This window comes from Streptomyces sp. TBY4, from assembly GCF_024213195.1.
Taxonomy (GTDB): domain Bacteria; phylum Actinomycetota; class Actinomycetes; order Streptomycetales; family Streptomycetaceae; genus Streptomyces.
Genome location: NZ_JANAVF010000022.1, coordinates 46,290 through 68,431, shown reverse-complemented (window position 1 = coordinate 68,431; position 22,142 = coordinate 46,290). Strand labels below are relative to the sequence as shown.

Genomic DNA, 22,142 nt, shown 5'->3' with positions numbered 1-22,142 from the left:
CCCGCCCGCCGCCCCGCTCACCGCAGCCCCCGCCCCCGTCCGGGCGGGGGCTGCGGCGTTCCGGTGGGGGCCCCGGGCCTCACCCGGTGAGGAAGAAGCCGGTCCTGCGCACCGCGAGGGACTGGGCCATCGCCCGCAGGTCGCCGTCGGACACGGTGGGTCCGCCTCCGGTGAGGACCACGATGACGCCCTCGCGCCGCGCGATGTACCGGACGGAGTTGTAGGTGGCCGCGCGCCAGGTGTCGGTGGCCACTTGCTCGCAGGGGCCCGTGCTCTCCTCCGCGCTGCCGCTCTTGACCACACACGCGTCCGGAGGCGCGAAGCCCGGCAGTTGCCGTCCCACGGTCACCCGGATGCCACGGGCTTCCCGGTCGAGGGCGCTGGTGGGTACCGACGACGGGAGGATCAGGTAGCCGAACGTTCCGCTGAATGTGTTGGCATCGGCGAAGTACAGCCGGTAGCCGTTCAGCTTGGGGGCGAGCAACGGGACCAGGGACGCCTCAAGTTGCTGCTCCCGGTAGTTGGACACCTGCCGATCGGCGATCGCGCCCGTCACTGGCCACAGCAGTACGAGGACTGCGGCGAGCGCCCACCAGCGCCGCGGCGAGCCGATGCCGGGAAGCGTGACGGCGGCCGCGGCAGCGTACGTCACGGCCAGCAGGAGCGGGGAGGCGTGGACACCCCACACACCCGCGCCGCCCGCCCGGGAGAACAGGTACACGGCGAGCACGCCCAGCAGTGTGCCCACCACGGCCACCCGCCAGGCGGGACGGACCCCCACCAGCCGCAGTACCCCCCACCCGAGCAGCGCCGCGACGACGGGTACGACCACCAGAACCATGAGAATGAAGCGCGCCAGGCACCCCCAGCCTTGGCAGAGGCCGCCCAAGTAGTCCCAGGGCAGTAAGGCCAGCAGGGTCGACAGGCCTCCCAGCAGCGCGCCCACACCACCGGACCGGATCAACGGCCGTAGTGCCTCACGGCCGTTGATCCGGCCCGTCCCGATGTCCTGCCGGTCCCCCGCCGTCACGCCCATGTCCGCCGCCCCCGCCGATGGAGATCGCCTTCAGGTGCCCCATCGTGGCGCCGCGGGCGTGCACCTGCCATGAGTACGGATACTCATCCGCCCGGGCGGGGCTGCGGCGTTTCAGCCCGTGCGCACCGCCATCAGCAGACCGCTCGCCCAGGCCAGGCGGACGCACCGGAAGTCCTTGCGGCCCTCCAGCTCGGCCAGGAGGCGTTCGACGGAGGGCTGGTGGCCCTCGGGCCAGCCGGGCTGGGGGAGGAGGTCGTCGATCAGGTAGGTCCCGCCCGGAGCCACGAGTTCCAGGACCCGGTCGAGGTGGGTGAACTTGCCCGGCCAGGTGTCCGCGAAGACCAGGTCGAACGGCGGTCCGTCGTACTCCTCCAGCCACGTGCCGCCGTCCCCGCACACGAAGGTCACCCGCGGGTCCGCGCCCAGCTGCTCCCGGGCTATGGCCTGGACGGTGGGGTCGAGTTCGACGCTGGTCACGCGGGAGGCGGGGTCCATCCCGCTGAGCAGCCAGGCGGTGCCCTCGCCCACACCGGTGCCGAGTTCCAGGACCCGGCCCGAGGGCCTGGCGGCGGCGAGCGCCGTCAGCAGGCTGCCGGTGCGGTCCTCGCAGGGCATCGCGAAGCCCGCGTCGGCCGCCTTCGCGCGCAACGCGGGCAGGGTGGAGGGGAGTTGGTGCGGAGTGTCGTCCATGTGGAGATCATGGGAGGGAGCGCAGCTCCCGGGCAAGGGGATTCCGTACGGGCGGGGTCCATATCGTCCGGTGGCAGTAAACCCGTTCTGATCAGGTCGCCTGGCGGCTGCGGTGAGCGGCGGCCTTCACCCGGCTTTGGCACTGGGGTGAGCAGAAGCGACGCCGGCCGTTCTTCGAGGTGTCGACGAACACGCGGTCGCACTGTGGTGCGGCGCAGACGCCGAGGCGACCGGCCAGGTCGCTGCCGACTGCGAGCGCGAGGCCGGCGGCGCAGCCCGCGGCCCAGCCGTTGACGAGCGTGTCGTCGGGGCCGTGGAAATGCAGGCCCCAGCCCTTCTCCCGGCGGTCGAGCTTCGGCCGCGCGTTCGTGTCGACCAGCAAGGCGTTGATCTCGTCGGCAGCCCGATCCAGGTCGTCGGCCTGCGCGGCCTCGAACACGATCCGCATCCGCCCGGCCAGCTCCGTGAGGCGCCGCGCATCCTCGGGCAAGACATGCGGTCGCGGATAGCCGATTGCCACCAGCGACTCGCCCACAGCCTGCGCCTCGTCGGCAGGACCGGCGTAGGGCGAACCGCCGGAGAAGCCGGGGGTCAGCCGGTTCACGTACTCGACCGACGCCGCCAGCACACTCCGGGCGTGACTATCAAAAGATGGTTGACCAGTCACGGCTCTCCTCCGTACGCTCAGGCTTGCGTGACTGATCATACCTATTTAGCTAGTCATGGAGTCGGTAATGAGTGCTGTGGCGACCCTGATCGAGCCGTGGCGCGGTCTGTCCAGAACGGTCTGGGTGCTCGTGGTCGCCCGGGCGGTCAACCGGATCGGCGCGTTCTCGCTGTCGTTCCTCGCGATCGTGCTGACCGTCGAGTTCGGCGCCTCGCTGAGCCGAACCGGTCTTGTGGTCGCGCTCTTCGGTCTCGCGACCATCCCTTCGCGGCTGCTCGGTGGTGTCCTGGCCGACCGGCTCGGCCGTCGCCGCACGATCGTCCTCGGGCTGGCCGGCTGTGCCGGCGCTCAGCTCTGGATCGCCGCCAGTACGACGTTGTGGTCCGCCATGGCCGCTGCCATCGTCCTCGGCCTGGCGTTCGAGATCTACGAACCGTCCAGTCAGGCAACCGTTGCCGACGCCACTGCGCCCGCCGACCGCCCAGCGGCGTACGGGCTGCTCGGGTCGGCGATGGCGGTTGCGGGCGTACTCGCCGGGTTGCTGGCCGCGGCTGTCAGCCACTGGGATCTGCGGTGGCTGTTCGTCGCGGATGCGATCACCTGCCTGGCTTGCGCTGTCCTCGTGGCCTTTGCACTTCCGGTCGATGTGCGGCGGAATCGGGCGCAGGCCGGTGGAGTCACGGTGTGGCGCGATCGCAGACTGCTGCTGTTGCTCGCCAGCGGCACGGTGTTCGCCACGATCTACATGCAGCTCGTGGTCGGCATACCGCTCACGTTGATGGAGCAGAAGCTGTCGGCGTCCGGCACCGGCATCATTCTGGCGGTCTCCGCGGTGGTGATGATCGTCGCGCAACGGCTGCTGCGCGTGCAGCTCGACGACTTCCGCGCGATGAACATCGGCTGTCTCCTGCTCGCCACCGGCCTGATGATCTGCGCCTTCGCCACCACCTTGCCGGTCTTCCTGCTCGCCGCAGCATTCTGGAGCGTTGGCGAGGCGCTCCTGCTGACCCGCTACCTGACGCAGGCGGCAGGCCTCGCGCCCGACGGCGGCCGCGCCCGATATCTCGCCGTGTTCGGCCTCTGTTGGGGTGCGGCCACCACCGTCGCACCGCTGATCGTGACCTACCTGCTGGCGACCGCCGGCCCCAAGGGCCTGTGGCTCACCAATGCCGCGGCAGCCGTTGCCCTGGCCGCCGCGCAGCCCTGGCTCAGGAGGCGACTGGCTCCAGCCTGACCATCAGAAGGCCACCGAGGTCAGCGGTACTCGCAGAGGTACGCCGTCGCGACCTCGGCCTTGACCTGGAACTTGCTGTCGCCCGCGACGCTGAACCGGGTGCCCGCGCCGAAGGTCTGCCAGTCGGCGGCCTCGGGGAGCTTGACGGTCAGGGCGCCGCTGACCACGTGCATGACCTCCGGAGCGGCGGTGCCGAACTCGTATTCGCCGGGAGCCATGACGCCGATCGTCGCCGGGCCCTCCTCCTGGTCGAAGGCGATCGACTTGACCGTGCCGTCGAAGTACTCGTTGACCTTGAACATGGTTTCCCCAGGTGGAGCGCGCGAGCGATGTCGCGGCAGGCTACCTCGCGGTGGCCCCCGGGCAGGGGGCGAGTCCAGCAGATGGGCCCCGCCCCGGCCTCGGTCCGGCCTACGAGGTGTGCGCCAGGAATCCCGCCCAGGCGCGGGGCGTGAAGGTCAGGTGGGGCTGCTGGATGTCCTTCGAGTCGCGGACGTGGATGGTGGTGGAGGCGGCCATGGGAGGGCCGCGGGGCGGGACTCCGTTACTCCCGGGCTGCTGCTCATTGAGGTGACGGACACCCGGAGTGACCGGATCCCGGAGATCCGCGACCCGGGTCGGGGGCTCGTCCTGGTCGCCTCGCTCGCGGACCGGTGGTGCGTACGGGAAGGGCCGGCTCCGTGGAAGGTGGTGTGGGCGGAGGTCGATCTCTGAGCCCGGGTCGCGGGTGGCCGGGACGCGGCGCGGCTCGACGTAAAAAGACCAAAGAACCCGGGGAAAAAACCAACCAACCCAACCCAACCGGCCGTCGTTCAAGCTGAGTCGCTCGGTCGGGTGAACTTGGTCAACTCAGCTGGATTTCGGACCGGTTGGCGGGCATATGCTCGCCCCGACAACAACAGCAGACATGAGACGGCCCCCGGCGGGACGGCAATCCCGGTCGAGGGCCTGACCAAGCAGGAAGCACAACCTTCCTTATGGCTCTTGAGCACCCTAGCGCGCCCTCGTGCGCGTCGTCCCGTCTTCGGGTGGCGACCCCCCGATCCGGTGTCATCCACGTCAACACGTGGCACACCAGTCACTACACCGTGGTCGGCAACCACCTCCTCCAGCACCGCTCGATGTCGCTGGTCGCGATCGGCCTCGCCGCCCACATCCAGTCGCTGCCCGACGGCGCACCCGTCGGCATCAAGGCGCTCGCCGAGAAGTTCCCCGAGGGGGAGGTCCGCATCGGGTCCGCCCTGCGGGAGCTGGAGCGGCACGGCTACCTGGAGCGGCGGCGCGAACGGCTCGACGGCGGGCGTGTGATGACGCGGACCTACTCGTACAACAAGCCCGGCGGCCCCTCCGGCGGCCCGCCGCCGCCTCGCCCCCCGTCGCCTCCGCCGCCGTGCCCGTCGGGGGATGGCGGGGAGGTCATGGGGGAGGCCGTACGCGAGCCCCTGGCTGAACCGGAGTCGGCCCCGGACGCCGAGGTGGCACCCGCGCTGGAGCCCGTACCGGATCCGGACCAGGACGCCGAAGCGGCGCCCGCGCTGGAGCCCGTACGACAACCCGTAGAACCCGTACGGGAGTCGGAGCCGGGCCGCCCGGCGGCGTCCGCTCCCGTCCCGGTGTCCGGCCCGGCCCCCGCGCCCGAGGCCGTCGGGTTGCTCGCCGGGCTGCGGCGCAACGATCCCCGGCTGCTGCTCTCCGAGCGGGACGTCGCGCGGCTCGCGCCAGGGGTGTCGGCCTGGCTGGAGCGGGGGGTCGATCCCGCGGCCATCGGGCAGGTGCTGTCCCAGAACCTGCCTGCTCCGCTGCGCAGTGCCGCGTCCGTGCTCGCGTACCGGCTCACCGCGCTGATCCCGCCGGCCCTGCCCCCGGCCCCGCCCGCCCCCGCGGACCGGCGGCGCCCGGACCCGCTCCAGAACTGCGACGGCTGCGACCGCGCCTTCCGCGCCCCGGAACCGGGCCGCTGCGCCGCGTGCCCGCCCGCGGGGTCTGCGGCTACTGCGCCGGCCGCCCGTCCCGCAGGCGGCCGGCGAACGCCCGCGCGGCTGCCAGGTCCCCGGCGTTGGGCCGCTGCTTGTTGATGCCGCCGACGAGGCCGAAGGGCATCCCGGTGTCGAACGCCCGGCAGGAGAAGCTCTCGTCCACCTCGAAGCCCTTGCCTTCGAGGAGCCGGACCAGAGGGCGGGTGAAAGGCATCAGCGGTAACTTCGGGACCCCGCTGGTGGCGAACACGAACGCCCGGCCGCGCCCGGCGGGAAGGGCCCTGACGAAGTCGGTCAGGCGGGGGTGGGGCCTGCCGTAGAAGATGCCCGAGCCGAATCCCACGAGGTCGGCGCCGGCCAGTTCGGACGGGTCGGCCTGCTCGGGGGAGACGACCTTCGCGTCCAGTACCTGGGCCATGCTGTCGGCGACGCGACGCGTATTGCCGTGCGACACGGAGGCGCACACGATGACGGTCCTCATCTTCACGATCCCTTCTCCCACTCTCTTGCTTCCTGAGCACAGGACACCGCGGGGGCGTCGGATGTGACACGGCCGCCCGTCGGCGAGAGGGGCTAGTTCGCGTCGGCCTCGCGGGCCGCCCGTTCCAGGCGGGCGTGGTGGGCTTCCCACCAGGCCTTGTCCTCTGGCGGCAGGCTGGTGTTGGACTTCTCCATCCCGACCGCTCCGTCGAGGAGTTCGCGGAGGATGTCGGCGTGGCCAGCGTGCCGGTGGGTGTCGGAGATGATGCGGACGACGGCGTGGTGGAGGGTCACCTCGTTGTCGTGCTCCGGCCACCACGGGACCGTGCCGATCGTGTCCAGGGGGAGGGCGTCGAGCGTCGCGTCCGCGTGCACCCACGCGCGGTGGTAGAGGCCCACGATGTCGGCCCGGGTCTGGTCGGGGGTGGCCCACATGTCCGCGTTGGGTTCGGCGTCCTCCGCGATCCAGGGCAGTGGTTCGCCGGAGGGGCGGCCGAAGGTGTCCCCGAGGTAGCCCAGTTCGGTGGTGGCCGCGTGCTTCACCAGGCCGAGGAGGTTGGTGCCGGTCGGGGTGAGCGGGCGGCGGACGTCGTACTCGGAGAGGCCGTCGAGCTTCCAGAGCAGGGCCTCGCGGGCGGACCGGAGGTAGAAGCGGAGGTCGTCCTTGGGGTCTGGTGTGGTCATGGGGAAAAGTCTTTCGGGCAGGTGATCTTCCGTCACCGGGTTTACGCGGCCCGCGGAACGCGTGTGGCCCATGTGGCCGGTGTGGCGGTGTGGGCGGCGCGGCGTGGAGCAACGGTGAAAGGCCCCGCACAGGGGTGTTCAGGGGTGGTTACCGCTAAGTAGATTACCGGCGGTAACACTCCGTCCGGCCAGGGAGGCACGCTGTGACCGCCGAATCGAGCCTGGTGAGGGTCGTCGACCTCCCGAAGCCCGTCGAGCCCGTCAAGACCGTGGTCGAGGGGCGGGTGCGCCAGGTCTGGGTGCCCCCGCTGGCCCCGGCGCCGGTGCGCGGGTCCCTCGGGGACATCCCCTTCGACAATGCCCGGGAGGCCCCGCGGGAACCCGTACTCGCCCGGAAGGAGCGGGACGGGACCTGGCGGGACGTCACGGCCGCCGAGTTCGCCGCCGAGGTGCTCGCCGTCGCGAAGGGGCTGATCGCCGAGGGGCTGCGGCCCGGCGACCGGCTGGCCATCATGGCGCGGACCACCTACGAGTGGACCCTGCTGGACTTCGCGGGCTGGGCGGCCGGGCTGATCACCGTACCGGTGTACCCGACCTCCTCCGCGCTCCAGGCGCGCTGGATCATCCAGGACTCCGGCGCCGTGGCCTGCGCGGTGGAGGACACGGCGCAGGCCCGGATCATCAGCGCGGAGCGGGCCAACCTGCCCTGGCTGCAGCACCTCTGGGAGTTCGACACGGGGGCCGTGGCCCGGCTGGTCAAGGCCGGGGAGCGGGTGCCCGACGAGGTCGTGGCGGCCCGGCGGGCCGGGTGCTCGCCGGAGTCCGTCGCGACGCTGATCTACACCTCCGGGACCACGGGCCAGCCCAAGGGGTGCGTGCTGACGCACGGCAACTTCTTCGCCGAGGTGGACAACGCGGTGGAACTGCTGCACCCCGTCTTCAAGTCGGTCAGCAAGGACCCGGCCTCGACCCTGCTCTTCCTGCCCCTGTCCCACGTCTTCGGACGGATGGTGGCCGTCGGCTGCATGCGCGCGCGGGTGAAGCTGGGCCACGCGCCGAGCATCCGCAGCGAGGACCTGCTGGCCGACCTGGCCGGTTTCCGCCCGACCTTCCTGCTGGCGATCCCGTACGTCCTGGAGAAGGTCTACAACACCGCCCGGGCGACCGCCGAGAAGATGGGCCGGGCCTCCTCCTTCGACCGCGCGGCGCTGATCGCGCGCCGCTGCGGGGAGCTGGAGACCGGCCGGCGGCCCGGACTGGGCCTGCGGCTGGGCCGGGCGCTGTACGAACCCCTCGTGTACCGGCGCATCAGGGCGGCACTGGGCGGCCGCGTGCGGTACATCCTGAGCGGCGGCTCCCCGCTCGGCCGGCGCCTCGCCGCGTTCTACACGGGCGCGGGCGTCGAGGTCTTCGAGGGCTACGGGCTCACGGAGACGACCGCGGCCTCGACCGTCACCCCGCCGCTGCGGCCCCGGCTGGGCACGGTGGGATGGCCGCTGCCCGGGACGGCGGTCCGGATCGCGGACGACGGAGAGGTGCTGCTCCGCGGGCCGCACGTGTTCGCGGGGTACTGGAACAGCGGCGTGGCGGTCGGCGGGGAACAGTGGCTGTCCACGGGGGACATCGGGGAGCTCGACGAGGACGGCTACCTGACGATCACCGGCCGCAAGAAGGACTTGATCATCACCTCGGGCGGCAAGAACGTCGCCCCCGCCCCCCTGGAGGACTGGCTACGGGCCCACCCGCTGGTGGGCCAGTGCATGGTCGTCGGCGACAACCGGCCCTACGTCACCGCGCTGATCACCCTGGAACCGGAGGGGCTCCAGCACTGGCGCCAGATGCGCAAGAAGGTGGGCGTGCCGATCAGGGAACTGGTGGCCGACGAGGACCTGCTGGCCGACCTCCAGCGGGCGGTCGACGAGGCGAACCGGCTGGTGTCGAGGGCGGAGTCGATCCGCCGCTTCGCGGTCCTGGAGGTCGATTTCACGGAGGACCGGGGCCACTTGACGCCTTCGCTGAAGCTGAAGCGGGGCGCGGTCGCCCGGGACTTCGCGCGGGAGATAGAGGCCCTGTACCGCCGCCCGTGACGGCCGTGCCCGAACCGTCCCGTGCGGCGCCGTTGCCGGGGGCCGGCCCCCGGACCCCCGCTCCTCAAACGCCGGAGGGGCTGATTTCGGCTGCGGCACGAGTTTGCCTGCGGCGCGGAGTTCGCCGGCAGGGCTGAAGCTTCCGGCGGCGCCGGCCACAACCAGCCCCGCCGGCGTTTGAGGCGCGGGTCCGGGCAGAGCCCGGGGAACGGTGGAAGGGCGGGGCGGGGAGTTCGGCCCGCGCAGCGGGGTCGGGCGGGCCGGCGGGCCCGGCGCGTCAAGGGGCCGGACGGGTGATCGGCTCGCGGAGCGTGCGGCGTGGGCCGCGCTTATGGTGGGCTCACTGGTCCGGGGGGCCGCTCGCCCCAGGAGGGTGCAGTGCACCGTTCCCGTCTGCGTTCCCGCCCGGGGTGCCGCGTCCGTACACGGATAGGCGCCGGCGTCATCGGCACCGCCCTGGCCGGGGCCCTGCTCGCCGCCGTCCCCGGCCACGCGCCGACCGCGGGTACGGGGATCCAGTGGGGCGCGTGCCCCGAGAAGCCCGTGCCCGACGGGATGCGCTGCGGGTACCTCGCCGTGCCGCTCGACTACGAGGCCAAGGGCGAGGCCAAGGCCAAGGACAGCGGCACCGTGCGCATCGCCGTCGCCAAGCTCCCCGCCACCGGCCCCGCCGCCCACCGGATCGGCTCGCTCGTACTGAACTTCGGCGGCCCGGGCGCCCCCGGAGTCTCCACCCTGGCCGCCGACCCCCACGCCTTCGCGGAGCTCAACAAGCGCTACGACCTGGTCGCCTTCGACCCCCGCGGCGTAGGCCGCAGCGCCCCCGTCACCTGCGGAGCCGGCCCGCAGGGCGAAGGCACACCGACCGGCAGCCCCGCCCCCACCGGCCCCGCCGCCCAGCTCGCCGCCCTCCGCGCCGTCGCCCGGCGCTGCGCGCTGGACTCCGGCCCGGTGCTCCCGTACGTCGGTACCGTCAGCGTGGCCCGCGACATGGACCTGCTGCGCCGGGCCCTCGGGGAGGACAAGCTCGACTTCCTCGGCTTCTCCTACGGGACGCGCCTCGGCGCGGTCTACGCCGCGCTGTTCCCGCGCCGCACCGGCCGGATGGTCCTCGACGGGGTCGACACCCTCACCGAGCCGCTCGGCGAACAGGCCCTGCTGTCGGCGGTCGGCCAGCAGCGGGCGCTGGACAACTTCCTCGTCTGGTGCGCCCACCAGCCGGGCTGTGTCTACGGCACGAACACCCGTACCGCCAAGCAGAAGGTCGAGGCCCTCGTCACCCGTCTGGACGCGGCCCCGCTGACCGGCGAGGGCGGACTGCGCTTCACCGGGCAGGACGTGGTGGACGCCATCGGGACCGCCCTCTACTCGCCGAAGGCCTGGCCCGGGCTCGCGGAGGCGCTGGCCCTGGTCGAGCGGGACGGCGACCCGGTGGGGCTGATGCAGCTCGGCGGTCCGGAGGAGCCGCCGCCGTCGCCACCGCCGCCGTCGGCCTCACCCGGGGAGGATGCCGGCCCGGCGGCCGTGCCGGCCGACAACGCGACCGCCGCGCTCGTCGCCGTGAACTGCGCCGACGACCCGGACCGCGGCGACGCCAAGGCCTCCCCGGAGGCGGTCGCGCGGGAGCTGGAGGCGCTCCAGCCGGTGTTCCTCGCCGCCTCGCCGATCTTCGGGCCGCGCCAGCTGATGACGGTACTGGCCTGCTACGGGCGGCCCGCCGGCACCGATTTCATCCGCAGGATCGACCGCCCGGCGGGCATCCCGCGGATCCTGCTCGTCGGTACGCGCGGAGACCCGGCCACCCCGTACGAGTGGACGGAGGAGACGGCGAAGCGGCTCGGCAACACCGTGGTCCTCGACTACAAGGGCGACGGGCACACCGGCTACATCGCCTCGCGCTGCGTGCAGGGGTACGTGGACCACTTCCTGAACGACGGCCACCTGCCCTCCGGTACGCGTTCCTGCCCCGCCGGGGAGCCCTGACGGGCGCGCGGCTAGGGTGGCACGCCCGATGGTCGACGGTGGGGAGAAGGACGCGTGGAGCGAACACAGTTGTGGTGGAGGGCCTGCGGGGTCATGGCCGGGGTCGTGCTGCTCTCGGCGTGCGGCGGTGGCGGTGGCGCCGGTGACGCCGATGGTGAGGGTGGCGCCGGTGACGGCGCCGTGATGAGCGCGGAGGCCGCGCCTTCGGCAGATGCTTCCAGGGGTCCCGCCGGGGGTTCCGACGCGCCCGTGCTGGACAAGGTGGCGTTCGCCGAGAAGCTCAAGACCGACCTGGAGGCGCGGATGCCCCTGGACGAGGAGCGGTTCGGCTCCGGCACCGGATCGCCGTGCTCCGCGGCCTCCGCCGACCTGTTCACCCAGCAGTGCGCGGACGCGGCCGAGGTGACGAACGAACACGCGGCCTGGGCGCTGACCCGCACCCGCGGCCGCGAGGAGGGGTTCGCCACGCTGACCGCCGCGGCGCAGAAGATCCAGAAGTCCGCCGCCCGGTACCAGGAGCTGGGCTGCGCGAAGAACCCGGCGGACCCGTCGGACCGCGGGGCGTGCCTGGAGGCGGGGGCCGTCCTCGCCCAGGGCTTCCCGGACCTGCGCGCCGGAGCCAACCTCGGCCTGGCCGGCAAGTAGCCGCCGGCCCGGCGCGCGGTCAGGCCCCGGGGCCGGGCCCGGGGTCTGACCGCGGGTTCAGGCCCGGGGTTCAGGCCCCGGGGCCTGCCCCGGATTCAGGCCCCCCGGTCAGCAGTTGGGGTGCGTGGCGCGGCCCGCGAAGCGGTCCGCGAGCCAGTTGCTCACCGCCGGGGACTGGGTGATGACCCCGCTGACGTGCTCGCCGATCCAGATGGTGTCGAACTCCAGGTTGGCGCCCCGCGCGCACCAGTCGGAGCGCAGCCGGCTGCCGACGGAGTACGGGATGAGCTCGTCGGCGAGCGCGTGGTACTGGAACACGGGTGCGGCCGGGGCGGTGCGGCCGAGCTTGCTCTGGTTCAGGCGGGCCTGCCAGTCCGGCTGCGCGAGCGGGTTGCGGGTGGTGAGGTCGGAGATCCGCTTGAAGGAACCGGCGATGGCGTCGATCGCGACGCAGTGGTCCTTCATCGCGCCGACGAGGAGCTTCCCGGCCGGGTTGAGGTAGGAGTCGAGCTTGAGCTCCGGGAAGGCCGCGTCCTGCCCGGCGGCGGCCATGAAGATGAGGCCGGAGCCGTAGGAGCCGTTGTTGAAGTCGGCCACCTTGAGCAGGTCGGCCGGGACGCCGCCCGTCGCGGTGCCCTTGACCTTCAACTCCGGTGCGTACGAGCCCTGCAGCTCGGCGGCCCAGCTGCTGGCCTGGCCGCCCTGGGAGTACCCGACGATGCCGACCGGGGTGTCCGCGGGCAGCCCGGCCTCGGGGAGCCGGGTCGCGGCACGGGCGGCGTCGAGCATCGCGTGGCCGGCGGAGGGGCCGACGGTGTACGTGTGGACGCCCGGGGTGCCGAGGCCCTCGTAGTCGGTGACGACCACGGCCCAGCCGCGCAGGGTGTACTGCTGGATGAGGTTGGCCTCCATGGCGGTGCCGTACGGGAGGTTGTTGCTCGGTGCGCAGGAGTCGCCCATGCCGACGGTGCCGACGGCGTAGGTGATCAGGGGGCGCGGGCCGGTGCGGCCGTCCTGGGGGACGATGACGGTGCCGGAGACGACGTTCGGGGCTCCGTCGGCGGTGGTCGAGTTGTAGTGGATCTTCCAGGCCTTGGTGTTGGTGGGCTGGCCGGGCAGCGGGTGGAACGCGGACGGCGCGCTGCTGACGATGTCGCCGGGGCGGGCGGTGGCCTCGTCCGTCTGCGCGGTGGCGGCGGTCGCGGTGGTGGGGATCGCGGCGGAGAGGGCCAGGGCGGCCACGGCGGTGAGGGCTGAGCTTCGGATGCGCATGGGGCGGCTCTCCCAAGGGTCCGGTGGGGGTGGTAGGTGAGGAGAAGGTAGTGACCGACCGGTAGGAACGTCGCTGACCGCACAGCTCAGCTTTCCTGACCCGGCGCCACAGCCCCGCTCGCCCTGTCCGTCCACCTTGTCGGCGTGGCCGCGGGTGCGGTACAAACGCGCGACGCGCAGGGCGGAGTTCAGCCATGCGGACCATCGGGCTCGGTATGAACATTCGGCATGAACATTTGGCATGAACGCACCATCTGGGGGAGTTGTGGCCGTCGTGACGCGTGCGCAGAGGTTCAAGAACAGGGCGACCCTGGGGCTGGTCCTCACCGGGATCGGCATCGCCGCGTTCTTCTTCGTCGGGATGGCCTCCCAGCAGCCCGCGGGCTGGGGCGCGGCCTACGCCTTCGCCGACCCGGTCACCGTCCAGCTCCGGAGCAACTGCGACTCGATGGTCGTCGTGGGCCGCGGCGGTTCGGGGCGCGCCAGCGCCACCTGCGAGGCGGTGCAGTGGACGGTCGACGGGAAGTTCCGGGCGGGCACGCTGTACACGTACGCCGACGAGATCGACCGCGGCGGCTCGGGCGGGCCGACGTACAAGGGCGAGGCCCGCGCCCTGGGCGACCGGGCCTACGGCAAGCCGGAACTGTGGATCACCATCGTCCACCTGACGGCACTGGGCGTGGCCGCGCTGGGTCTGGTCGTCGTGCTCTTCGCGGCGCTGGCGGCGGCGGTACCGGGCCGGGCGCGGCGGGCCTGACGGTGTTTGCGAACTGAATGCATTCTGCTCGCCGGATTTCCGCTTCTGGTGACCTGAAAGGCTTGTCTTCTTAGGGAAGGCAAGCCTTTCTTTTGTTTCGTCGATTTGCATTCATATACGAGTTAATTGTTAGAGTCCGCCTTGGAAAGCGAATCCCACCCCGCCCAGGAGGCACCAGATGAACGCGGCAGTGCGACAGACGCAGACGGCCAAGCGTCGGGTCATCCACCGGGGTCCGGCCCCCACCCTGCGGACCGCGCTGCGCATCGCCGAGATCGGTACGGTCCGCCGCGACGGCCGGACCGCGCCGAGCGTCCGGGGCGTCCGGGGAGCCCGCGCCTGCGACTGCGGCGAGCGGACCGAGCGCGGCGGCTGCGGCAGCGGTACGCAGCTCTGCGTATCCTGCGGCGTCAGCGCCTGCCGGGGCTGCACCGCCCCCGCGTCGGCCTGCGCCGCGTGCGAGATGAACGCCTGCACCTCGTGCGACGTCGCCGGCGAAGCCTGCGCCACCTGCGCGGTCAACGCCTGCCGCGGCTGCAACGCCCCGGCCTCCGCCTGCCGCAGCTGCGAGATGAACGCCTGCCGCTCCTGCGCCGGCAACACCTGCGCCGAAGCCACCGCGACGGGCTGCTCCGCCCCGGCGCAGACCCCCGTACCGGCCGCCTCGACGACCCCGAAGGGGTCCTGCGGCACCGGCAAGGGCGGCTGCGAATGCGGCCTGTTCAGCATCCAGGTGCCGAGCGGGGCCCGGTAGGGGCTTCGGGGTGGGGCGGTGGCGCCCGGTGCGCCGAGAGCGCGTGCCAGGCGTCGCGGGGCAGGCGGGACTTTGCGGACACCCCCTAGCCCCCCGACGCGATCCGGTACGCCCCCGGTGTCGTGCCCGTCCAGCGGCGGAAGGCGCGGTGGAAGGCCGTGTCCTCCGAGAAGCCGAGGCGGGCCGCCAGTTCCGCGATGGGTTCGCGGCTCTCCGCCAGGCCGGCGATCGCCGCGTCCCGCCGGACGTGGTCCTTCAGCTGCTGGAAGGACGTGCCCTCCTGCTGGAGCCGGCGGCGCAGCGTCGCCGGGGACACCGCCAGGCGGGCCGCGACCTCGCCGAGTTCCGGCAGCCGCGGTGAGTCGCGCAGGGCCTGGGTCAGGGTCCGGCGGACCTGTTCCGCGACCGTGGTCCCGTACGCCGGCCGGGACAGCAGGTCGAAGGGGGCCCGCCGGAGCATCGCGTCGAGCGCGGCCTCGTCCCGTACCAGCGGAGCGGTCAGCCAGTGCGCGTCGAAGGCCACGGCCGCGCCCGTGCGGGGCTCGCCGAAGCGGACCGGGCAGTCGAAGAGGAGCTCGTACTCCTCCGCGTGCGGCGGCGCCGGGTACGCGAAGGAGGCGTGGGCCAGGGGGATGCGCCGGCCGATCAGCCAGCTGCTGAGCCGGTGCCAGATGGCGAGCACGCACTCGGTGAGGAAGCGTTCCTCGTCCCGCGCGAACTCGTTCCGCACCGCGAACCAGGCCTGCCCGCCCTCCACTTCGAGCGCCAGCTCGGGCCCGCCCGGGAACAGCCCGTAGAAGGTGGCGGAACGTTCCACCGCCGCACCGAGGTCGCGGCAGCCCAGGGAGGCCCTGCACATCATCGCGAAGGTCCCGGGCCGGCTGGGGACGGTGGACAGGCCGAGGAACTCGTCCTGCGTGGCCCGGTACAGCGCCCGGAACAGCCGCGCGAACTGCGCGGGCGTGACCCGCGCCCGGTCGTCGCCCAGCAGCAGCGGCGGGATCTGCGCCGCCTGGAGCAGCGGCACGGTGTCGAGCCCGCTGCCGCGCGCCCCCGCGAGCACGGCACGCACGTGGTGCACGGTGACCGTCCGCCTCCCCATGGGTCCGACGGTAGCCGCTCTGAGCGCTGGGGTCAGCGGGGGTGACGCTTCCGGTCATGCCGCGGAGGTGTTGGCGGTGCCTAGCGTCGTCGGTACGACCTTGGGGAGGCGAGCCCGATGAGCCCGATGAGCCCGATGAGCCCGATGGACCCGATCGAATCGGTTGGCAGCACGGACACAGCCCTGCGCCCGCGAACGCTTGCGGTGTTCACCGAGTGGACGGGCGAGCGGTACGCCGCCGAGACCGCCCTCCGCCACAAGGGCGGGGAGGGTGGGGAGAGCGGGAAGGGTGGCTGGAGCACCGTTTCCTACGGGCAACTGCGCGCCCGTGTACGGGAGTCCGGTCGTGCCCTGCTCGGCCTCGGGGTCGCCCCCGGCGAGCGCGTCGCCGTGCTCGCGGAGACCCGGCCGGAGTGGACGTACACCCACTTCGGGGTCCTGGCGGCGGGGGCCGTCCTCGTGCCGGTGTACCCGACGGCGGGCGAGGAGGAGCTCGCCTGGGTGCTGTCGGACTCCGCGGCGGTGGTGGTCGTCTGCGACGACCCCGCGCAGGCGGCCCGGGTGGAGGCGCTGCGCCCGAAGCTCCCGGCGCTGCGCGCGGTGGTGGAGATGGACGGGCTGCGCGCCCTCCCCGGCCCGGCGCCGGAGGCCGAACTCCTCGCCAGGGCTGCCGCGGTGGAACCCGCCGCCGACGCCTCCATCGTCTACACCTCGGGCACCACCGGCCTGCCCAAGGGCTGCCGCCTCACGCACGCCAACCTCGGCGCGATCCAGGACGCGACGCTTCCGCTGGTGAAGGGGGGCCCGGGGGACTCCACGTACCTCTACCTGCCGCTGGCCCACCTGCTGGCCCAGTTGATCCAGTTCACCACCCTCCTGGAGGGCGGGGAGCTCTGCTACTTCGGCGGCCGGATCGAGGACGTCATCGGCGAGCTCGCCGAGGCCCGGCCGACCCATCTGCCGTCCGTGCCGCGGCTGTTCGAGAAGCTGCACTCGGTGGTCCTGTCGCTGGCAGAGTCCCAGGAGGGCGGCGGAGCCCGCTTCGCGGAGGCGGTCCGGGTGGGGCTGCTGGCGGCGGAGGGGCGGCTGGGGGAGGGGGACCGGGGGGATCGGGAGGTCTGGGAGGCCGCCGAGAAGACCCTGTACTCCCTGGTCAGGGGCGCCTTCGGTGGCCGCCTGAAGTGGGCGCTGACGGGCGGCGCCCCGATCGCCCCGGCCACCCTCGACTTCCTGCGGGCCTGCGGGATCGCGGTCTTCGAGGGCTACGGCATGACGGAGTCGGGCGGGGTCATCAGCCTCAACCACCCCGGCGGGGTCCGCTACGGATCGGTGGGCCGGCCGATCGCGGGGTGCGAGGTCCGCATCGCCGGGGATGGAGAGGTGCTGGCCCGGGGCCCGATGATCTTCCCCGGCTACCACGCCAACGCCACGGCGACGGGGGAGACGCTGGACGGGGAGGGCTGGCTGCACACGGGGGACCTGGGCGAGGTGGATGGGGAGGGGTTCCTCTTCATCACCGGCCGCAAGAAGGAGCTGATCATCACCTCGGCGGGGAAGAACATCACCCCGACGGAGTGGGAGTTCGCCCTCCAGCGCTCCCGTTACGTGTCCCGCGCCGTCATGATCGGCGACCGCCGCCCGCACCCGGTGGCCCTGATCACCCTGGATGCGGAGGAGATCGCCGCCTGGGCCGCCCGGGAGTCGGTGACCCTGGATCCGGGCGCCGCCCCGGGTGCCACCGGTGATCACCCCGCCGACCTGGGCGATCACCCCGCCGTCCTCGGCGAGCACCCCGCCGTCCTGGGTGATCACCCCGCCGTACGGGCCCTCGTCGCGGAAGCGGTCGAGGCGGCCAACGCCACGGTCTCCCGCCCGGCCCGCGTCCGCGCATTCCGGGTGCTGCCGGGGGAGTTCACCGTAGAGGCGGGCACCCTGACCCCGACCCTGAAACTCCGCCGCCGGGCGGTGGCGGAGCGGTACGCGGGGGAGATCGAGGAGCTGTACGGGTAGGGGCGGGGGCTCTGTACGGCTCGGGGGCCTCCCGGCAGTCCAGTGTCCTTCCGGTGCGGGCCGGTCCCTCAAGGGCGCTCCTTCGTCGCGTCGCTACGCGATGGCCTTCGGCCACCCTTGACCGACCGACCCACCCCGAAACGCCACAAGACTCCCGGGAGGCCCCCGGGGAACGGTCGGGAGGGAGGAGTGGGGAGGAGCGGCCTTGTCGGGGATGCGCAGCCCCCTCCGGCCGGAGGCCATCCGCACGCGGCCCCGGCGGGCCCGTGAGGCGGGTCGGGACGGGCGCGCGGGGCGGTCAGGGCATCCAGGGCCGGGGGGCCTCGGTGACGGAGGCCCCCGTCACCGTGCCCGCCGCCCCCGCCGCCCGCCGTACCGCCACTCCCCGCTGCCCGCTGCCCGCTGCCCGCTGCCCGGTGTCTGGCCTCCTGGCCTCTGGCCTCCGGCCCCGGCCTCTTGGCCTCCGGCCCCGCCCCCCGTCCCGCCCGGCCCTCCGGCCCTCCTGCCTCCGGCCTCCGCCTCCGCCTCCGGCCCCGCCCCCCGTCCCCCCCCGTCCCGCCCGGCCCTCCGGCCCTCCTGCCTCCGCCTCCGGCCCCGGCCCCGGCCCCGGCCCCGGCCCTCCTGCCTCCGCCTCCGGCCCCGGCCCCGGCCCTCCTGCCTCCGCCTCTGGCCTCTGCCTCTGGCCTCTGCCTCTGGCCTCTGCCTCTGGCCTCTGCCTCTGGCCTCTGCCTCTGGCCCCGGCCCCTGGCTCCGCCTCCGGTCTCCGCCTCCGGTCTCCGCCTCCGGTCTCCGCCTCGGCCGCGGCCCCTGGCCCCGACCTCCCGGCCCCCGACCTCCCGGCCCCCAGCCTCCGGCCCCGGCCCCGACCTCCCGGCCCCCGGCCCCGGCCTCCGGCCCCGACCTCCCGGCCCCCGGCCTCCGCCTCCGGCCCCGACCTCCCGGCTCCCGGCCTCCGCCTCCGGCCCCGGCCTCCGCCCCCCCGGGCCTCCCCCCCCCGGGCCTCCCCCCCCGGGCCTCCGGCCCCCCGCCTCCGGCCTCCGGCCCTGGCTCCGGCCCCGGTGCGCCTCGCCGTGGCCGGGGCCAGGGGCCGCCTGCCCCCGAACGGCCCTGCGTGGGCTGCTGCTTAGAGTGATCCCGTCGGCCGGCGGGGGAGTCGGTCAGGGAGTGGGGAGAGTCATGGCATTCCGTAAGTTCCTGAGTGCGCTCGGCGTCAACGCGCCGAGCGTGGAGACGGTCGTCGAGAATCCGAAGGTCAACCCGGGCGGGACCCTGCGCGTCGTGGTGACCGCCGTGGGCGGCGCCGCGGACGTGGACGTCGAGCGGGTGCGGCTGGAGGTGGTCGTACGGGCCGAGGACCGTGAGGTGAACGGCGACAAGACCGCCTGGAAGCACCCCTACACGGTGGTGACGGCCGAGATCGCCGGCTTCCGGCTGCTCGCCGGGGAGACGGTGACGGTCCGCGGCGAGGTCGTCCTGCCGTGGGAGATGCCGCTCACGCACGCGCTGGGCGCGCCCATCACGGGCGGGCGGGCCGCGATCCGTACCGAGCTGGCCGTCGACAAGTCGGTGGACCAGGGCGACTTCGACGAGTTCGAGGTCCACGCCCTCCCGGCGCAGGACGCGATCGTCCAGGCCTACACGGACCTGGGATTCCGCCTGCACGAGGCCGAAGTCAAGATCGGGTTCCTCCCGACGCTGGCGCCGCGCATGAAGTCGCAGCAGACGGCGCAGTACTGGCAGGAGATCGACTTCTTCTACCCGGAGCGCTTGCAGTGGGGGAAGGCGGAGCTGGAGACCGTCTTCGTCGCCCGTGAGGACTCCCTCGACGCCCACCCGGGCGGCAACCCGCCGGCCACGTTCGTCTACGACGAGCTGGACCAGCAGGCCTGGACGGAGAGTCTGAAGAAGCACGTCGCCACCTACGTGTCCTCCCTGGCGTAAGTCCGGGAAAGCCGCCGGCCCGGGGGCGAACTTCACCCCTGGGCCGGAGCCCCGCCGCCCGGCCGCCGGCGGCCCAGGCGCAGACGCAGACGCACGGGCACGCCTGCGGAGAGCAGCCCTATGTACATCACGAACACTCCCGCGGGGAGCAGGTAGTCGCCGAAGGCGGCCCCGGTGTCCTCGTAGTCCTCCGGCACGTACAGGTCCCCCTTGCGGGAGTCCTCGGTGCGCAGCCAGCCGTAGTCATAGCCGTAGTCGGTTTCCGGGTGGTGGCCCGAGGGTTTGAGGCTGACGGCGCGGTCGGGGTCGCAGCGGTAGGCGCCCTCCCGCATCCGCGATGCGTACACGTCGTACCAGCGCACCTCGCAGCGGCCGTCCGGGGACTCGCTGAGGACGAACAGCTGGATCGTGCGGAGTTCGGGGTACGGCGTCGCCTCGTACGCGGCCACCCCTAGCGCGCTGATGGCGATTCCCGCGATCAGGATCCACCACCGGGACCACCACAGGCGCCCCCACCGGCGTGCTCGGGCCATCCCTGCCTCCCCCTTCACGCCGCATGCGGCATGCAGTGTGGGGACAGGATGGGCCGGAAAGGGCCGCACGACCAGGGTTCGACCGAGGGGGAAGCCTGCATTCCGGTGGGTGGCGTGTCAAGCGGAATCTCGTATTGATCATGACTACGTCTAAATGGTCCAATCCCTACTTGGTCGGTCGACCCCGCCCTACACTTCGAGCCGTCAACGCCAAAAAGAGCCAGGGGGGCGCGAAATGGCGGAGAGAAATACGACGGTCCAAGTCCGTGTGCAAGAGGGTGTGCTGTGGGTCGACGGTGAGGCTTATCCGTTGCGCAACATCTCCCACGTAGGGCAGCGCGTACTGACGGTGAACAAGGGAGCGGCCTGGCGACAGTTCATCAAAAGGGCGCTCGCCTGCCTCGTCCTCGGGGCCATCGCGGTGGCCATCGTCGGGGACATCGCCGGGGTCGTGGCGCTCGCCGTGCTCGGGCTGCTGATCTGGCAGCTCGTGCGGGTGATCAGCAGGCCCCCGGTGTACGGCCTGGTCCTCAATACCTCGGGTATTCAGAGGGAGGCCGTGTGGTCCCTGGACCACAAGGAGATCGAGAACCTGATCTTCGAGATCACCAAGGCCATCGGCCGGCCGGACGCCGCCCCGGTGACCATCAACATCAAGGAAGCCGTCATGGGCAACCAGATCAAACAGTACGGAGCCGGCAGCATCGGCCACGCCGAGCACAGCGGCATCGGAGACATCAGGGGCGGTGGTCGGTAATGGCGGGCGACAGCTACACGCAGTACGGGGACGGGTCCATCGGAAACGCCTCGCACTCGGGATCCGGTGACATCGTGGCCGGGGGCAAGTATGTCGGCGTAACCCCGCCTTCGGCCTCGGACCTCGAAAAGCTCATCAAGGAAGTCCAGGCGATGAGGCAGCACCTGGACGAGGCCGATCGGGCGGAAGTCGACGCGGCGGTGGAAGAGCTTCAGGGGAATCCCCCGGAGGCTCGGTTCAGGAGAATTCTCGGGACGTTTTCCGGAATTGCGACGCTCATAGGAGAGGCCGGGGTTCCGGTGATCACTGCGGTCAAGGCCCTGCTGGGCTGAGGAAGAAAGCGGAAGGCAAGGGGGCCACGTGAGTGGCCCCCCGGTCCTACGCCTTTGCCACGTCGCCGAGGAAGGCGGCCCAGGCGGCGGGGGCGACGGCCAGCTGGGGGCCGGCGGGCACCTTGGAGTCCCGGATGTGGACGGCTTCCGCGCAGCCCGCGATCTCGACGCAGTTGCCACCCTCGCCGCTGCTGTAGCTCGACTTCCGCCAGTCGAAGGCCACTTCGAGGCACTCGCCGCCCTCGCCGGAGCTGTAGCTGCTCTTGAACCAGGCCAGGTCCGTGGTGTTCATTACCGTTCTCCCAGCATCTTCTCGATCAGGGCAAGGGACTCGTGGGGCGTGAGCGCCTGTGCCCGGATGATCCCATAGCGCTCGCTGTAGACCCTCACCTGTTCCGGATCGGTGATGAGGTTCGCGTGGCCGTAACTCTCCGTGTAGGCAACCTCGTTGCGGCCCTTGGGGCGCAGGAGGGTGAACGCGCTGTCCAGGGCCGGATGTTCGTCCCGTTCCAGCGGCATCACCTGGAGCTGCACGGTGCGCAGGCTGCCCACCTCCAGCAGGCGGCGCAATTGGGCGCGGTGGACATCCTTGCCGCCCGTCGGGCGCAGCAGCACGGTCTGTTCCAGGACGAAGCTGAAGGTGGGCGCGGGCCACCGCTCCAGGATCACCTGGCGCGCGAGCCGGTCCGCCACGCGCTTCTCGATGGTCTCCTCGTCCAGCACCGGGCGGCGGTGGCGGAACAAGGCCCGCGCGTACGCCTCGGTCTGGAGCAACCCCGGGATCGCCTGCACCTCGTAGTAGTGCAACGCCACAGACCCCGCCTCCGCGACCGCGAACTTGCGGAACCAATCCGGGTGGCGGGTCCGGGCCCGTTTCAGGGCCTCGCGGACGTCCGGGATGGCTGCGATCAGGACGCCCCCGGCGCCCAGCGCGCGGTCGACGTTTTCCAGGAAGTCGGGCTGGGGTGTGCGTACGCCCCGCTCGATGGAGGAGACCAGGTCCTCTCCCACGTGGACGAGGGCCGCGAGTTCCTTCTGCTGCAGGCCCGCGCGTTCCCGTAACACCTTGATGATTTTGCCGAGCGCCTTGAAGAGGTACGCGGTGCCGTCGACCTCCACCGGTCGCTCCGGCTCCTCCTCGCGCTCCGACAGGTCGTTCATCGGTTGAACCGCCCTCGTCCGTACAAGCCGTACAGGCAACC

General features: G+C 72.5%; 24 protein-coding genes. 12 read left to right on the top strand and 12 right to left on the bottom strand.

The window, feature by feature from the left end:
- Positions 1–79: 79 nt before the first annotated feature.
- The 3 genes from NLX94_RS34795 to NLX94_RS34785 form a co-directional block, all read right to left on the bottom strand.
- Entirely contained in the window at positions 80–1,036 is a 957-nt protein-coding gene (locus NLX94_RS34795) for a hypothetical protein (protein WP_254387280.1), read from the bottom strand.
- Between the two features lie 111 nt (positions 1,037–1,147).
- A complete protein-coding gene (locus tag NLX94_RS34790; protein WP_254387279.1) occupies positions 1,148–1,726 on the bottom strand; it encodes an O-methyltransferase in 579 nt (192 codons plus the stop codon).
- Positions 1,727–1,817: 91 nt separating this feature from the next.
- Complete coding sequence (locus NLX94_RS34785) at positions 1,818–2,354, bottom strand: CGNR zinc finger domain-containing protein (RefSeq protein WP_254387278.1); 537 nt, start codon at positions 2,352–2,354, stop codon at positions 1,818–1,820.
- A gap of 115 nt (positions 2,355–2,469) precedes the next feature.
- On the opposite strand from NLX94_RS34785, the gene NLX94_RS34780 reads away from it, so the two are divergent.
- Positions 2,470–3,627 carry an MFS transporter gene (locus tag NLX94_RS34780; protein ID WP_254387277.1) on the top strand — a complete coding sequence of 386 codons (1,158 nt, stop codon included), beginning with the start codon at positions 2,470–2,472 and terminating at the stop codon, positions 3,625–3,627.
- Between the two features lie 20 nt (positions 3,628–3,647).
- Here the strand turns inward: NLX94_RS34780 and NLX94_RS34775 are convergent, their stop codons facing one another.
- Positions 3,648–3,929, bottom strand: coding sequence for a pyrimidine/purine nucleoside phosphorylase (locus NLX94_RS34775; protein ID WP_254387276.1), 282 nt, complete (start codon positions 3,927–3,929; stop codon positions 3,648–3,650).
- A 109-nt stretch (positions 3,930–4,038) separates the two neighbouring features.
- Complete coding sequence (locus NLX94_RS34770; RefSeq protein ID WP_254387275.1) at positions 4,039–4,146, bottom strand: DUF397 domain-containing protein; 108 nt, start codon at positions 4,144–4,146, stop codon at positions 4,039–4,041.
- 51 nt (positions 4,147–4,197) lie between these two features.
- Between NLX94_RS34770 and NLX94_RS34765 the strand changes: the two genes are divergently transcribed.
- Both NLX94_RS34765 and NLX94_RS34760 read left to right on the top strand, forming a co-directional pair.
- On the top strand, positions 4,198–4,341 hold the full coding sequence (locus tag NLX94_RS34765; protein ID WP_308402619.1) for a hypothetical protein: 144 nt from the start codon (positions 4,198–4,200) through the stop codon (positions 4,339–4,341).
- A 314-nt stretch (positions 4,342–4,655) separates the two neighbouring features.
- Entirely contained in the window at positions 4,656–5,702 is a 1,047-nt protein-coding gene (locus tag NLX94_RS34760) for a helix-turn-helix domain-containing protein (RefSeq protein ID WP_254387274.1), read from the top strand.
- Here the strand turns inward: NLX94_RS34760 and NLX94_RS34755 are convergent.
- Positions 5,617–6,084, bottom strand: coding sequence for a flavodoxin family protein (locus NLX94_RS34755; RefSeq protein ID WP_254387342.1), 468 nt, complete (start codon positions 6,082–6,084; stop codon positions 5,617–5,619). The genes NLX94_RS34760 and NLX94_RS34755 overlap by 86 nt on opposite strands.
- 92 nt (positions 6,085–6,176) lie before the next feature.
- Positions 6,177–6,767: a DinB family protein gene (locus tag NLX94_RS34750; RefSeq protein ID WP_254387273.1), complete on the bottom strand. Its 591-nt coding sequence runs from the start codon at positions 6,765–6,767 to the stop codon at positions 6,177–6,179.
- A 224-nt stretch (positions 6,768–6,991) separates the two neighbouring features.
- Here NLX94_RS34750 and NLX94_RS34745 point away from each other — a divergent pair, with 224 nt between their 5' ends.
- From NLX94_RS34745 to NLX94_RS34735, 3 genes are all read left to right on the top strand, one after another.
- Positions 6,992–8,854: an AMP-dependent synthetase/ligase gene (locus NLX94_RS34745; RefSeq protein WP_254387341.1), complete on the top strand. Its 1,863-nt coding sequence runs from the start codon at positions 6,992–6,994 to the stop codon at positions 8,852–8,854.
- A 378-nt stretch (positions 8,855–9,232) separates the two neighbouring features.
- Entirely contained in the window at positions 9,233–10,837 is a 1,605-nt protein-coding gene (locus NLX94_RS34740) for an alpha/beta hydrolase (protein WP_254387272.1), read from the top strand.
- 54 nt (positions 10,838–10,891) lie between these two features.
- Positions 10,892–11,482: a hypothetical protein gene (locus NLX94_RS34735; protein WP_254387271.1), complete on the top strand. Its 591-nt coding sequence runs from the start codon at positions 10,892–10,894 to the stop codon at positions 11,480–11,482.
- Positions 11,483–11,590: 108 nt separating this feature from the next.
- On the opposite strand, the gene NLX94_RS34730 is transcribed toward NLX94_RS34735, so the two are convergent.
- On the bottom strand, positions 11,591–12,754 hold the full coding sequence (locus NLX94_RS34730) for a lipase family protein (protein WP_254387270.1): 1,164 nt from the start codon (positions 12,752–12,754) through the stop codon (positions 11,591–11,593).
- A gap of 274 nt (positions 12,755–13,028) precedes the next feature.
- Here NLX94_RS34730 and NLX94_RS34725 point away from each other — a divergent pair, with 274 nt between their 5' ends.
- Positions 13,029–13,511 carry a hypothetical protein gene (locus NLX94_RS34725; protein WP_254387269.1) on the top strand — a complete coding sequence of 161 codons (483 nt, stop codon included), beginning with the start codon at positions 13,029–13,031 and terminating at the stop codon, positions 13,509–13,511.
- Positions 13,512–13,689: 178 nt separating this feature from the next.
- Positions 13,690–14,265, top strand: coding sequence for a hypothetical protein (locus tag NLX94_RS34720; RefSeq protein WP_254387268.1), 576 nt, complete (start codon positions 13,690–13,692; stop codon positions 14,263–14,265).
- An 85-nt stretch (positions 14,266–14,350) separates the two neighbouring features.
- Here NLX94_RS34720 and NLX94_RS34715 read toward each other — a convergent pair whose 3' ends face one another.
- A complete protein-coding gene (locus NLX94_RS34715) occupies positions 14,351–15,367 on the bottom strand; it encodes an AraC family transcriptional regulator (protein WP_254387267.1) in 1,017 nt (338 codons plus the stop codon).
- Between the two features lie 117 nt (positions 15,368–15,484).
- Between NLX94_RS34715 and NLX94_RS34710 the strand changes: the two genes are divergently transcribed.
- A complete protein-coding gene (locus NLX94_RS34710; protein WP_254387266.1) occupies positions 15,485–17,377 on the top strand; it encodes a long-chain fatty acid--CoA ligase in 1,893 nt (630 codons plus the stop codon).
- A 1,176-nt stretch (positions 17,378–18,553) separates the two neighbouring features.
- Positions 18,554–19,318, top strand: coding sequence for a sporulation protein (locus NLX94_RS34700; RefSeq protein WP_254387340.1), 765 nt, complete (start codon positions 18,554–18,556; stop codon positions 19,316–19,318).
- A 32-nt stretch (positions 19,319–19,350) separates the two neighbouring features.
- On the opposite strand, the gene NLX94_RS34695 is transcribed toward NLX94_RS34700, so the two are convergent.
- Entirely contained in the window at positions 19,351–19,851 is a 501-nt protein-coding gene (locus NLX94_RS34695; RefSeq protein WP_254387265.1) for a hypothetical protein, read from the bottom strand.
- A gap of 235 nt (positions 19,852–20,086) precedes the next feature.
- Here NLX94_RS34695 and NLX94_RS34690 point away from each other — a divergent pair, with 235 nt between their 5' ends.
- Positions 20,087–20,608 (top strand): DUF6232 family protein, encoded by a 522-nt coding sequence (locus tag NLX94_RS34690; RefSeq protein WP_302171229.1) that lies wholly within the window; start codon positions 20,087–20,089, stop codon positions 20,606–20,608.
- Positions 20,608–20,940 (top strand): hypothetical protein, encoded by a 333-nt coding sequence (locus NLX94_RS34685; protein WP_254387263.1) that lies wholly within the window; start codon positions 20,608–20,610, stop codon positions 20,938–20,940. The genes NLX94_RS34690 and NLX94_RS34685 overlap by 1 nt, the downstream gene beginning before the upstream one ends.
- Positions 20,941–20,986: 46 nt before the next feature.
- Here the strand turns inward: NLX94_RS34685 and NLX94_RS34680 are convergent, their stop codons facing one another.
- Both NLX94_RS34680 and NLX94_RS34675 read right to left on the bottom strand, forming a co-directional pair.
- Complete coding sequence (locus NLX94_RS34680; protein ID WP_254387262.1) at positions 20,987–21,232, bottom strand: DUF397 domain-containing protein; 246 nt, start codon at positions 21,230–21,232, stop codon at positions 20,987–20,989.
- On the bottom strand, positions 21,232–22,101 hold the full coding sequence (locus NLX94_RS34675) for a helix-turn-helix transcriptional regulator (protein WP_254387261.1): 870 nt from the start codon (positions 22,099–22,101) through the stop codon (positions 21,232–21,234). The genes NLX94_RS34680 and NLX94_RS34675 overlap by 1 nt, the downstream gene beginning before the upstream one ends.
- Positions 22,102–22,142 lie beyond the last annotated feature (41 nt).

Excerpts from the sequence above, each read along its gene's own strand:
- NLX94_RS34675 (WP_254387261.1), bottom strand. The coding sequence starts at position 22,101 with ATGAACGACCTGTCGGAGCGCGAGGAGGAGCCGGAGCGACCGGTGGAG.
- NLX94_RS34700 (WP_254387340.1), top strand. The coding sequence starts at position 18,554 with ATGGCATTCCGTAAGTTCCTGAGTGCGCTCGGCGTCAACGCGCCGAGC.
- NLX94_RS34730 (WP_254387270.1), bottom strand. The coding sequence starts at position 12,754 with ATGCGCATCCGAAGCTCAGCCCTCACCGCCGTGGCCGCCCTGGCCCTC.
- NLX94_RS34795 (WP_254387280.1), bottom strand. The coding sequence starts at position 1,036 with ATGGGCGTGACGGCGGGGGACCGGCAGGACATCGGGACGGGCCGGATC.
- NLX94_RS34790 (WP_254387279.1), bottom strand. The coding sequence starts at position 1,726 with ATGGACGACACTCCGCACCAACTCCCCTCCACCCTGCCCGCGTTGCGC.
- NLX94_RS34775 (WP_254387276.1), bottom strand. The coding sequence starts at position 3,929 with ATGTTCAAGGTCAACGAGTACTTCGACGGCACGGTCAAGTCGATCGCC.
- NLX94_RS34750 (WP_254387273.1), bottom strand. The coding sequence starts at position 6,767 with ATGACCACACCAGACCCCAAGGACGACCTCCGCTTCTACCTCCGGTCC.
- NLX94_RS34770 (WP_254387275.1), bottom strand. The coding sequence starts at position 4,146 with ATGGCCGCCTCCACCACCATCCACGTCCGCGACTCGAAGGACATCCAG.
- NLX94_RS34755 (WP_254387342.1), bottom strand. The coding sequence starts at position 6,084 with ATGAGGACCGTCATCGTGTGCGCCTCCGTGTCGCACGGCAATACGCGT.
- NLX94_RS34710 (WP_254387266.1), top strand. The coding sequence starts at position 15,485 with ATGAGCCCGATGAGCCCGATGAGCCCGATGGACCCGATCGAATCGGTT.
- NLX94_RS34720 (WP_254387268.1), top strand. The coding sequence starts at position 13,690 with ATGAACGCGGCAGTGCGACAGACGCAGACGGCCAAGCGTCGGGTCATC.
- NLX94_RS34690 (WP_302171229.1), top strand. The coding sequence starts at position 20,087 with ATGGCGGAGAGAAATACGACGGTCCAAGTCCGTGTGCAAGAGGGTGTG.
- NLX94_RS34715 (WP_254387267.1), bottom strand. The coding sequence starts at position 15,367 with ATGGGGAGGCGGACGGTCACCGTGCACCACGTGCGTGCCGTGCTCGCG.
- NLX94_RS34680 (WP_254387262.1), bottom strand. The coding sequence starts at position 21,232 with ATGAACACCACGGACCTGGCCTGGTTCAAGAGCAGCTACAGCTCCGGC.
- NLX94_RS34695 (WP_254387265.1), bottom strand. The coding sequence starts at position 19,851 with ATGGCCCGAGCACGCCGGTGGGGGCGCCTGTGGTGGTCCCGGTGGTGG.
- NLX94_RS34685 (WP_254387263.1), top strand. The coding sequence starts at position 20,608 with ATGGCGGGCGACAGCTACACGCAGTACGGGGACGGGTCCATCGGAAAC.